This is a genomic window from Bacillus sp. FSL K6-1284 (assembly GCF_038002625.1).
Classification (GTDB): Bacteria; Bacillota; Bacilli; order Bacillales; family Bacillaceae; genus Bacillus; species Bacillus paralicheniformis.
On the sequence record NZ_JBBOCW010000001.1, the window covers coordinates 3,252,743 to 3,264,559 of the forward strand.

The window sequence follows — 11,817 nt, forward strand, 5'->3', positions numbered from 1 at the left end:
TATTTTACAGAAAATAATTGTTATTGGCAATTATTTTTATGAATAAGTGCAAGGAGTGGCATCAGCTCCAATATTTGAGCTGGCTTTCGAGGTTTTTGGCTGAAACAAGGCCTTTTTGGAATTGGTTCGGACAGGTGAGGTTGTATTTTTTAATTTTTAGGTTGATGGCATCGATCAGCGCTTCGCGCTGATTCGATTTGATCGCTTTTTCAATCTCTTGTTTAATTTCCTTTTGCAGCTTCAGCCACTCCGGCAGATAACGGGCGTTTTTAAGAGTTGACGAAAGCGCATCCCCTTCGAGCGCCTCTTTACTGAGCGGTCTTCCAAAACCGGGGAGGGACTTGAAGTCGTCTTTCTTTTCGCTTTCCTTTACAGCTTGATCAATCCAGTGAAGATATCGTTTTTCAAATTCTTCACTCATGTGGGCCATCTCCTCTCATCACACCTGAAGCAAAGGTTCAGGTGTGTCTTGTCGTTACGACAGTTCCCCTCTGTTCTACGGCCTCCGCTTTTTTCAATACTTGATATGCCAGCCACATGACCGCATAGCTGAGCAGGCTGACGCTGAAAAAAGGAACAATTCCGGGCAGAAAGGCAAAAGCGATATAAAGCACGGCAGCAACCGCCATCATTGTTAATGTATACTGTAAATACGATATGCCCAGAATCAGCGAAAACTTAAAATACATCCGCTTCTTCCAATCGAAATGGGCGAGCAGCGGGAACATATAAAACAGCATAATTAAAAACAAAAACCCAAAAATCATAATGACGAACCGGAGAACGTGCAATAGGAAATGCTCCGGATAAATAAAAGCAAGGTCAACATAAATGATGATGCCAACTGCCGCCAGAATAAGACCGATGACGTTGGAACGAAAAAACTCGCCGCGGTACGCCTGCCAAAACGTTTTACATATCGGAATATCGGTTTTGCCCATAATCCATTTTCTCATCACGGAAAACAATGCAGTCGTCGCCGGCATAAACCCGAAGACGCCAAGGCCTAGCAGCGTAAAAACAAACCACAGCAGATTGGCGTAAAAAAACTTCAGCACCCATTCACAAAAACTCAGCACCCTTCCCATGGAGACGCTTTGTTCCACGAATTCCCCCCCTTTATGTATATTGCCGGGTATACAGAAGTTCACTGATTCCTATCGGCTTTTTTTCTTTGATGGAGCGCCATAATGCCTCGCCGGCTGCAATTGAATAGGCGCCTGCTTCGGCACCGGCCAGAATGTCGTAATTCCTCAACGGGTCTTCTCCGCCAAACAGCTCTTCCAAAAGCAGCGGATCTCCTCCGCCATGCCCGCCGGGCTGCCTGACGACGCGAATCGTTTCTTTCGATTCAAACAGCGGATAATAATCGATGGTCTGTTCGGGAACTTCAAATGGAACCCTTGCCGGCGCATGATATTCCTGCGTTTCAAGCCTTCCCTTTGTCCCGTTGATTGCAAGCCGGTAGCCTTCATACGGGGCTGAAAAATGGACGGAGTAATTCAGCAGCGCCCCTTTGTCGTATTTCAAAACGGCTGCATACGTATCCTCGATATCGATTTCCTCATCGAAAATACACGCGTCAGGCCTGTAATCGGTATAGAGCAGCTGCTGGCTTTCGTTGGTCTTGACATGGTCGTCCTGCGGGTCGCCTGCCTGCCACCTCATATAATAGCGGCACTTCTTCTTGACATGGCATGTTCCGCAATAGCGTTTTTCCCCTTTTTCAGGATTCATTTCGCCGCCGGGTCCGTAGTAGTACAGGCCTCCATAGGCAAAAACCTCGCGAGGCGTTTGAGCAAGCCACCAATTGACAAGGTCGAAATGATGGGTTGACTTATGGACGGAAAGCCCGCCGGAGTATGCTCTCATCCTGTTCCAGCGTTTAAAATAGCTTGCGCCGTGATACGTATCGATGTACCAGTTCAAGTCAACCGACGTAATCTTGCCGAGCTTTCCTTCAAGTATCAGCTCTTTGATCTTGCGGTGGTACGGATTGCAGCGGTAATTAAACGAAACGGTCACTTTTCCTTTGCTCGCGGCTTCAGCTTTTAATACGGCTGCCGCATCCCGTGCTGTTGTCACCATCGGCTTTTCAGTGACCACATCGATATCCGCCTGTAAGGCGCCCAATATATAGCGGACATGCGTATCATCACGGCCTGCTACAATAATGGCGTCCGGCTTGATTTTATCAAGCATTTCGGTAAACGCTTTCTCCTTGAAAAACGGGACAGGACGAAGCGCCGGAAACCTGTCTTTGCAGACTTCTTCCCTTAGCGGATCGCTGTCCAGGAGCGCGGTGATGCGGTGTTCTTCCCCGTATTTTCCCACTAGAGGCTCGATAAACATGTTAAAAGCGCGGCCGCTCAGACCGCATATCGCATATGTTTTCATCGGTTCCTCCCCCTTTCATTTTCAGCGAAGCGCTTCGATGAGTTCCGTCGCTTCAGGGGTTTTCTTCGCATAGACCGGTATGAAAGCTGCCATGTCTGTATTCAGCTGAAACGTATAGCCGTTCAAACGTTTTTCTCCTTTTTCAATGACAGCCGCATACAGCTGTACGTCCCCGTTTTTGCCCGGAGCGCTGTACGGCTCTTTTTCTTCCGAAGCAACATTCAATGGCTGAAGTCCTTCAGGATCGTAAAAAGGTTTAAACATGTCTTCTGGAACGATAAACAGATCTCCTTCTTTCGCCGCAATTTCAACTAGAAGTTTTTCCGGTGCAGCCGGGAAAACGGTGATGTTGAGCTGTTCTTTCCCGGCTGCGCGCTGGACGTTTTCCTTTATTTCAGCCGGTGCATCCGAAAAGATCAATACGTCTGTTCCCCCGCCCCCATCCTTTCCGCATGAGGAAAAAAGAAGCACTGCTGCAAATAGAAGGACGGAGAAAGCGAAGTTCTTCACTTCACTGCCTCGCGGGAAAAGCGGCCGGTCTTTTCAAGTTCTACAAGAGCCATGATCAATGCGCCGACACCGTGAAGATCGTTGGTGCTTTTTTCCCGCCCGACATAATAATCGTATGTCCCTGCAGAAGTTCCGACGCAAATATCTTTTAAAAGCAAGCCTTCTTTTGCGCTCAGCTCGATTTTCTCTTCGACGAGTCCTTTGAAAGCCTTTGCGGCTCTATCAATATATGATGAATCGATATAGCCCATGCGAGCTCCTTTCGTCATCGCGTACATATATAAACACGAGCAGGAGCTTTCAAGCCAATTGTCCGGAAGTCCGCCTTTATCGACAACCTGGTGCCATAACCCTGTGCGTTCATCTTGAAAATTGGCAATGCTTTTGACCATCTCTTGAAGCACCCGGGTCCACTCCTGTCTCGTGTCATGCCCCTGCGGGAGCAGTTCGATCATATCGCTCAGTGCAAGCGCGTACCAGCCGATTGACCTTCCCCAAAATTCGGGAGAACAGCCTGAAACGGGGTCGGCCCAGGGCATTTCCCTCTTTTCATCCCACGCATGATAATACAATCCCGTCCGGCAGTCTTTCGTATGTTTTCTCATCAGTTTTTCTTCGAGGATGACCACATCGTACATTTGAGGCTCATTGAACGCTCTTGCATACTTAAGTGCGAAAGGCCCTCCCATGTACAACCCGTCAAGCCACATTTGGTAAGGATATTTATCTTTATGCCAAAACCCGCCTTCTTCTGTTTGATTCAGCGTATCAAAAAGGCCCTTCAGCTTTTTGGCGGCTTTACGGTAGCGTTCATCGCCCGTTTCATCATACAAAGGATAAAGGATAAGTCCGGCTTGTATGGCGTCCAGTTCATCCCTCCTGAAATAAAAATTCCCGCAGCCGTCAATGAGCTCATTGGCGTATTCTTTTACATAGTTGAAATATGCTTTTTTCCCCGTTTCTTCCCAGAGGCGAATCAAGCCGCACAGAAATACACCCTGATGGTAGTGCCAGCGTCCGGCCGGCGGCAGCTCCTTTGGTGTATACGCTTTCATTATTGTTTTGGCCGCTTCTTCGGCAATGTAAAGAGGCGTTTTTGTGATGAGAGATTGATTCATGTCATTCAATTCCTTTCATCAAAAAATATTAATATATTCCTTCTTCTCCAAACTTCTTCGCCATCCTGTTTGCAAATATGACAAGAATGAGACCGACAGCTGCTTTAAATAAACCGACGGCTGTACTGTAGCTGAACTGCCCCTGCTTTAATCCGGCCGTGTATACATACGTATCAAAGATCTCGGCCACTTCGCGGTTCGTTGCATTTAAAAGCAGATACACATGCTCAAAGCCGAGTTCGAGCGTATCGCCGATTTTCAAAATAAGTAAAACAACGATGACGCTTCTGATCGCAGGTAGTGTGACATGCCACATCCTCCTCAGGCGATTGGCCCCGTCCATTTTCGCCGCTTCGTAAAGCTGCGGATCGACAGCGGTAATCGCCGCCAAATAAATGATCGTCGACCAGCCGGCTTCCCTCCAGATGACCTGGAGAATGTACATCGGCCTGAACCAGCTTTCATTCAGCAAAAAGTTGATCTTTTCTCCGCCGAAGTAGGCGATGATCTCATTGATCAATCCTCCGTCAACCGTCAACAGAACGAATGAAAGCGATACCACAATGACCCATGACATAAAATGCGGAATATAGATCAGCGTCTGGACAAACTTTTTGAACAATGCGACTCTGACTTCATTCAATAAAAGCGCCAAAATAATCGGTATCGGAAAGAATACAACAAGGTTGAGGAAAAACAAAATCAATGTATTCTTCAGAAGCATAAAAAACGTCGGTTCGGTGAACAGCCTTTCAAAATGCTTAAAACCCACCCATTCGCTCCCCGTTATGCCGAGAAACGGCTGGTAATCCTGAAACGCTATGACAATCCCCCACATCGGCACATACTTAAAAAGCAAAAAATAAATCAGTCCCGGCAGAATCATCAAATATAAATATTTTTGCTGGAGAAGCTTTTCCCAAAAACGCGTCTTTCGTTTTTTTTCAACAATATGGGCCGGATTTTTTCCGGTCTGGACATCGGCTGCTTTCATAAACGGCCTCCCTTCGTGATGTTTGCTTTCACTTTATCCCACCATGAAAAAATAAATCTACAATCATATCATCACATCGGCCGCACCTCGCCCGGCAGCCGGCAAAACCTAATAAAATGAAACGATGGTTAGAAAATGATTATTGACAAATTCACACAAAAGTCGGATTAATTATATATGAACAACTCAAACGAAGATTTGTTGGGGGGGAATTTATGAAGAGAAAACAATATAAGTTTTACTATAAGCTGGTGACCTTCTTTCTCGTTCTGAGCACCATTCCGGTCATCATCGTCGGCTTTTTTTCCTATCAGAGATCAGCGGAAACCATTGAACAAAACGTTACAAACGAAAAGCTCCAAACCGTTGGCCAGACACAGCTAAATATCGAGCATATTTTAAAAACGGTTGACCATTCCTTCACCAATTACGTCCGTTCCTATCCTTTAATTCAGACACTCAGCCGCACCATTACACCAGAACGCTTTCAGCTGTATAACCAAATCAACAAGGAATTAAACGAACTGCAGACATTCGATACCGATCTGTCGGATATCACGCTGATCAGCCAAGAAAAAAAGTGGTATATCAACAATTCCGGTTTATATCCTTTAGATCAGGGAAAACAAGCCATCACGATCTCGCTTTACAACGCCTTAAAAAGCCGCTCCAGCTGGGTGCTTGAAAAAAACAACGACCTTGTCGCCACAAAAGAAGGGACTTCGGGCAACTGCCTGTACAACGTCAATCTGGTCAAACAGCTTCCGCTGAACAGCATGGAAAACAGAGGCCTTGCGATCGCAAGCATTCCTTCTTGTTCGCTTGTCAAGCGCATGCCGCATCATTCAAAAACAAACAGCATGATGGTGCTTGATGACAACGGACGGATCATCCTTCACTCAGACCCGTCAATGATTGGGCAATCGATCAAACAAGACGATTATTTCAAAACGATCCGCCGGCATCAGGAAAAAAACGGCCAGTTTGATACAACAGTCAACGACACCGCCTATAACATTACATACCAGAAATCAGATTACAATAATTGGATATACATTTCGTTAACGACCATTCCGGAACTCTATCAGCAGACGGCATCAATCGGCTGGTTTACGTTTACGATCTGCGTCATTTTGTTAGCGCTTTCATACCTATTTTCCTGGTTTGGTTCTCGTCATTTTTACAGGCCAATCAAGGTTTTGTACGAATCCGTCTCAGGCTTTTCTGCGGGGGCCGCTTCCGGCCAGGAGAAACCGAAAAACGAATTTGAACTGATTGAACGGAATATTAAAGAGATGAAAAATAAAAACCATGATCTGAAGGTGCGCGTCGAACAGCAGGTCACCCAGCTGAAGCAGTATTTTTTAACAAGGCTTTTGCTCGGCAAGCTGAGCGAAGAAGAAATCAAAGACCGCTTTACAGGGCTCGGCTTCCCTGAAGATTGGAGCCACCTGTCCGTTTTTGCCTTGCAAATTGATACATTGAAAGACACATCATATGATAAAAAGGATCTTGATGTCCTGCTGTTTGCGATCAACAGCCTTGTCGAACGATCTGTGCCCAAGAATAAGCGCCTCCCGCCGGTTGTCATTGATAAAACGCAGACCATCATCATGCTGAACCGCGGACAGCCGCTGGACAGGTTTCAGGAGGACTTGGAGCATACAGCATCATCCATCAGGGATAAAATTCATGAGGAGCTTGGATTGTTCGTCAGCATCGGCATCAGCCAGCCGTTTACAAGCCTTGCAATGTCGAAGCGCGCTTATTTGGAAGGGCTTGAAGCGCTGACATACCGTCTGAAATCAGGAAAACACGCGGTGATTTTCTATGAGCATCTTGACCGTAACAAAGCGTTTTTAACCCAGTTTCCAAAGCAGATCCAAAATGAACTGTTTGAAGCTATTAAAACGTGCAACCGTAAACAAGCGGCCGAACAGCTTCACCTTCTCCTTGAATCGATTTGTTCTGAAAACATGAATCCGCATCACTGCCAGGTAGCGATTGCAAGGCTCTTGAACAACTTGATTGAATTTATGCATTTGCTTGGAATCGAAATTTTTGAACCGAACGAAAATACGATGCTGTACGACGACGTCTTTGAGCTGACGACCATCGAGGAGATCGAAAGTTGGCTGAACGCGCAGATCATCGTCAAAATGATCGATACCCTCAGCATCAGAGAAGAATCGCAATACAAAAACATCTCAGAAAAAATCGTCCATATTATCCAGCAGGAATTCGACACGGACTTGACGCTCGAATCGATCGCAGGAAGGCTTCATTACAACCCCAACTATTTAAGCAGCATCTTCAGGAAAGAAATGAAAATATCGTTCAGCGAATACTTGTCATCCTACAGGCATCATATCGCGAAAAACTGGCTGACAGAAACGACGCTGTCCGTAAAAGAAATTTCTGAAAAACTGAAATACAAAAATCCGCAGAATTTCATCCGCTCATTTAAAAAGCTGGAAGGAATCACGCCCGGCAAATACCGCGAGCTGAAAACTCATTCGGCATAAAAAGACAATCCCGGCTTCCCGGGATTGTCTTCTATTTTTCTGCTTTTTTAAATGACTCTTCATATTCTTCTATTACTTGATCTCCGCCGTTCGTTCGCCATTTTTCAACCGCTTTCTCGAACTGGCTTTCATCCGTTTTGCCGAGGATGAATTGATATGTGGCATCATCAATGATCTTTTGCAGTTCATCGCCTCTTTCAGATGCGGCCGGTGAGTACAAACTTTCGGCCGGATTTGAGACGATGATCTCATTATTGTCCTCTGTCAGCTCTTCATATTTTGTGCGGAGCGGATCTCCCGTATTTTTCAAATATTGTTTATCAATGCCGACGAGAGAGACGAGCGGCTGAATTTCCGCCTGCCAGTCTTTCAGTTTTTCATCAATTCGTTTGAATTGTTTTTCCCCTTCTTTTTTATAGTGAACCCCTTCGATCCCGTAAGTCATCAGGCTGTAAACATCCTCTTCGGCGATCCGGTCGAAAAAGGCCAGAATCCTCTTCAGCTCTTTTTCTGTTTTGACGCTTGTTTTCGGAAAGGCAAAGATTCCGTTATGCCCGCCTGATGCCCAGACGCGTTCCTTTCCGTCCGGTCCTTTGATCCGATTGATGATCTCAAGCTCCATTTTATCATCGACAGACTGGTCTCTTAAATTGACGGCATCGACCATATTTCCTACATAAATGCCGGCTTTCCCTTGTGAAAACATCTCCTGCTGCTGCGTTTTGCTCGTAACCGGGAAGTCTTTGTTGATCAGCCCTTCATCATACAGTTTTTTCATATATTTCATCGTATCCATGTACTCTTTTGTCATGAAGTCAGGCGTGAACTTGCCGTCTTTTTCCTCCCAGTCAGTCGGCATGCCCATATAGGACCCCAATGTTTTAAAGGCGCCGTAGATCAAATCGTTTCTGTCGGTAAAGCCGATCGTATCGTTCTTTCCGTTTTGGTCAGGATCTTTTTCTGTAAATGCCTTCGCTGTTTCGTAAAGTTCATCAACCGTCTTTGGCATATCGAGCCCAAGGTTGTCAAGCCAGTCTTTACGGATGACAACCCCCTGTCTTGATAACGGGCGCTCCCTGTAGATGCCGTAAAGCTTTCCGTCGATTGAAGCGTTTTTATTGATCAGCTTGTTCATCTTGCTTAAATTCGGATAATCCTTTAAATAAGGACCAACCTCCCAAAACATCCCCGATCTGAACGCATTCATGACAGATGAATTTTTAATGTCCTGAATGGTGACGACTTTCGGCAGGTTTCCGGCGGCGAGCGCTGAGTTTAAGCGGTCTTCTTTTACTGCATCAGGCACCCACATTAAATCGAGCTTTGTATTGGTGAGCTCCTCGATTTTTTTAATCGCCGTATCCTTCGGCGGCTGCTGATGATAAAGGATTACCATCCAGCTCAAGTCCAAAGGCGAGTTCAGATCGACTTTCTCATCCTTTGTAGAAGCCTGATCTGCTCCGCTGTTCGAACAGCCAAACAGTCCGCCGGCCAAAAGCGCGAACGCAAAAATCGCGATCAGCCATTTTTTCCCCATATTGTCCCCTCCGTTTTTATCCTTTAATTGACCCTAAAAGAGCGCCTTTTGCAAAGTGCTTTTGAATAAACGGATACACGAGCAGCACCGGTATGGTTGCAACGACAATGACCGCCATTTTGATCGTTTGTTCCGGCGGCGCCGCGGCTGCTCCCATCTCCGTCATATCCCCTTGCATACCGCTTGATACAATGACAATCTGGCGAAGCAAAACTTGTATCGGCCATTTTGTCGCATCGCTCAAGTACAGAATCGCTTGCATGTACGTATTCCAATAGGTGACGGCGTAAAACAGCGAAATTGTCGCAATCGCCGGCAAAGACAACGGAAGAATGATGCGGAAGAAAATTCCGATGTCATTGCAGCCGTCGATTTTGGCTGATTCCTCGAGGCTTGACGGTATGTTTTGAAAAAAGTTCTTTAAAATGATCAAGTTAAACGCATTGATGGCCGTCGGAAGAATCAGAGACCAATAGGTATCGAGCAAGCCGAGCGATTTTACAACGAGAAAGGTCGGGATCATCCCTCCGCTGAACAGCATCGTGAACACGACCAAGAACATGAGGACGCGCCTTCCCATCAGCTCCTTTCTCGACAACCCGTATGCCATTAAAGAGGATAGAAACATGCTGACCGCCGTCCCTGCGGCTGTGACAAGAATAGAAATGATTAAGCTTCTGTACACAATGTCAGTTGAAAAAATATACCTGTACGCATCCAGCGAAAAAGTTGTCGGTATTAAGATAAACTTTTTCGAAATGACCTCCTCAACTGTCGCAAAAGAGGCTGCGATAACATGAATGAACGGCAGCACACAAACCAATCCGAACCCTGTTAAAAATGAATAATTCAATATGTCAAACACGCGGCTTCCAGCAGAATGCCTGATCGTCATTTCCCCCTCCTTGTAAGCGCTGTCAAAATATTACGATATCGTGTCTAAAATGTAGCAAACAGAAAGGAGAGCGTCTATAATCATTTTTTAAGCAGGATCAGAAAAGCGGAGAAAAAGATCATCACCTTAGAAGATGATACGTCAGTCTTCATCAAGGATGTCTGAGGTGCTGACTTTCGGCTTGAACCCCAGTTCCCGAATGGCGGAATCGATCGACCACGGCCGCCCCTTATTGTCGCTGACAGCATAATATGTACCGTATGTTTTGCCGGATTCGATTGCGGCTTTAAAGATTTGGACGAGGTCGGGGTGGGATAACAGCGTTTTTTTGCTCCTCGGTTTTGCGCGCAGCGTTTCTTGCTCATTTTCAGCGGCTGTCCCGATCCGCAGATTGATCACGGAAACCTTGGCGTCTGATTGGTGCGAGAAAAGATAGCCGAGATTTTCGGACGCCAATTTTAGCAAGCCGTACAAGCTTTTGGAATGCGGGTAGTCATCCGTGTTGATCTTCCTCCCCAGCAGAGAATCGCCGTTCTTTTCATACACATCTGTCACATGGTTGCTGCTTGCAAATACCACCTTCGGCACGCCGAGCTCCGCCGCCGCCCGCAAAATCGTATATGTCGCTTTAAAAAAGATATCCGTCATTTTCTCAAACTCCCGCCGGTCAAGCAAATCGCCTGTAGGCTTGACAGCCAAAAGGTTGATCACCGCATCCGTATTCAGAGGAATGCTTTTCACGACTTCATTGTAATCTGCCGCATCCACCCGGACAAAGCGGACAGCCGGCTTTTCATCCGGTTCTTTTAAATCCAGCACTGTCACCTCGTATCCTTCGCCTGCCAATCCGCCCGCTAACACGCGGCCGACCGTGCCGTTCCCTCCGATGATCGTCACCTTTTTCACAGTGATTCACCTCCTGTTTTACAGCCATGTTTTTAAGAAACCGATCGCTTTATGCCTCATTCCGGCTGTCTCGAAGTGCCCTGAATGAGAGCGAAACACTTCATAGCGTTCACCGGCGCCTTTTTCTTTATACACATCGGACAGCTTTTCTTCAATGAGGTCAATTCCTTGAACTGGCGTTAGTTTATCTGCGGTTCCGACCAGGCTTAAATGGGGCCTTGGAGCGATCAGGCTTTCGATTTGAGCGGTTGAAAAGTGCTTGACCAGCCCTGGAACATACGAATAGAGATTGTGACGGTCCAAATTCTGCGTCTTGATTAATGTTTCGCTGTCCACCTGCGCGCATATATCAACGCATACGCTGACCCGTTCATCCAATGCAGCGGTCCACCAGGCCATCAGACCACCCATCGACATGCCGAATAAAGCGATGCGGCTTTCGTCTGTGTCCTCACGCATGCTCAGGTAATCGATGGCTCTGATGCTGTCGAAGACCATCATTCCCCACATCACCCGTCCTGTCCAAAGCATTTCTTTAAATATCTCACTCTCCGTTTTGCCCCGCCTGTCTCCGAAAGCCCAATGGTCAATCGCAAGCACGGAAAATCCCAAGGCCGTCAATTCCTCGGCGAACGGCGGCGTTTGCAAGTAATCCGCTCCTTCAATCAGCTCCTCCTTTCCCCTTTCGTAACGTCCTCCGTGTGAATGACAGTAAAGCACGGCCGGCCGCTTGCCGTTCATCTGTTTCGGTTTTGCAAAATAGGCCGGTACCGCTTCAATTCCGTTTAAATCAAACAAAAGCGTTTCAAGAATAAAAGATGACTTTTCTTCAATTTTAAGAGTGCTCACATCAATGCTTTTTTTCTCCGGCAAATCGCCGAGCAGTTTGAAAAGTTGACTGCGCATCGTGTTCCCCTTTCTTTTTTCCGTTTGAT

Annotated in this window: 11 protein-coding genes; 1 reads left to right on the forward strand and 10 read right to left on the reverse strand. The window is 46.4% G+C overall.

Going from position 1 to position 11,817, the window contains the following annotated elements; genetic code table 11:
- Nucleotides 1-61 precede the first annotated feature (61 nt).
- Genes MHB72_RS16615 through MHB72_RS16640 form a run of 6 tightly spaced genes read right to left on the reverse strand, consistent with a single transcriptional unit; the run spans nucleotide 62 to nucleotide 5,019 of the window.
- Nucleotides 62-421 (reverse strand): DnaJ family domain-containing protein, encoded by a 360-nt coding sequence (locus MHB72_RS16615; RefSeq protein ID WP_023855528.1) that lies wholly within the window; start codon nucleotides 419-421, stop codon nucleotides 62-64.
- Between the two features lie 37 nt (nucleotides 422-458).
- Nucleotides 459-1,106, reverse strand: coding sequence for a YesL family protein (locus tag MHB72_RS16620; protein ID WP_023855529.1), 648 nt, complete (start codon nucleotides 1,104-1,106; stop codon nucleotides 459-461).
- Nucleotides 1,107-1,119: 13 nt separating this feature from the next.
- Complete coding sequence (locus MHB72_RS16625; RefSeq protein ID WP_216919753.1) at nucleotides 1,120-2,397, reverse strand: Gfo/Idh/MocA family oxidoreductase; 1,278 nt, start codon at nucleotides 2,395-2,397, stop codon at nucleotides 1,120-1,122.
- Nucleotides 2,398-2,418: 21 nt separating this feature from the next.
- Nucleotides 2,419-2,907, reverse strand: coding sequence for a lipoprotein YteS (locus MHB72_RS16630; protein WP_216919751.1), 489 nt, complete (start codon nucleotides 2,905-2,907; stop codon nucleotides 2,419-2,421).
- Entirely contained in the window at nucleotides 2,904-4,025 is a 1,122-nt protein-coding gene (locus tag MHB72_RS16635; RefSeq protein WP_216919749.1) for a glycoside hydrolase family 88/105 protein, read from the reverse strand. Before MHB72_RS16635 ends, MHB72_RS16630 begins: the two co-directional genes overlap by 4 nt.
- A 28-nt stretch (nucleotides 4,026-4,053) precedes the next feature.
- Nucleotides 4,054-5,019 carry an ABC transporter permease gene (locus MHB72_RS16640; RefSeq protein ID WP_020452644.1) on the reverse strand — a complete coding sequence of 322 codons (966 nt, stop codon included), beginning with the start codon at nucleotides 5,017-5,019 and terminating at the stop codon, nucleotides 4,054-4,056.
- Nucleotides 5,020-5,234: 215 nt separating this feature from the next.
- On the opposite strand from MHB72_RS16640, the gene MHB72_RS16645 reads away from it, so the two are divergent.
- Nucleotides 5,235-7,544: a helix-turn-helix domain-containing protein gene (locus MHB72_RS16645; RefSeq protein WP_216919748.1), complete on the forward strand. Its 2,310-nt coding sequence runs from the start codon at nucleotides 5,235-5,237 to the stop codon at nucleotides 7,542-7,544.
- A 31-nt stretch (nucleotides 7,545-7,575) separates the two neighbouring features.
- On the opposite strand, the gene MHB72_RS16650 is transcribed toward MHB72_RS16645, so the two are convergent.
- From MHB72_RS16650 to MHB72_RS16665, 4 genes are all read right to left on the reverse strand, one after another.
- Complete coding sequence (locus MHB72_RS16650) at nucleotides 7,576-9,081, reverse strand: extracellular solute-binding protein (RefSeq protein WP_216919746.1); 1,506 nt, start codon at nucleotides 9,079-9,081, stop codon at nucleotides 7,576-7,578.
- A gap of 16 nt (nucleotides 9,082-9,097) precedes the next feature.
- Nucleotides 9,098-9,976 carry a carbohydrate ABC transporter permease gene (locus tag MHB72_RS16655; protein WP_020452647.1) on the reverse strand — a complete coding sequence of 293 codons (879 nt, stop codon included), beginning with the start codon at nucleotides 9,974-9,976 and terminating at the stop codon, nucleotides 9,098-9,100.
- A 141-nt stretch (nucleotides 9,977-10,117) separates the two neighbouring features.
- Nucleotides 10,118-10,882: an NAD-dependent epimerase/dehydratase family protein gene (locus MHB72_RS16660; protein WP_216919744.1), complete on the reverse strand. Its 765-nt coding sequence runs from the start codon at nucleotides 10,880-10,882 to the stop codon at nucleotides 10,118-10,120.
- A gap of 18 nt (nucleotides 10,883-10,900) precedes the next feature.
- Nucleotides 10,901-11,788: a dienelactone hydrolase family protein gene (locus tag MHB72_RS16665; protein ID WP_216919742.1), complete on the reverse strand. Its 888-nt coding sequence runs from the start codon at nucleotides 11,786-11,788 to the stop codon at nucleotides 10,901-10,903.
- Between the last annotated feature and the right edge of the window lie 29 nt (nucleotides 11,789-11,817).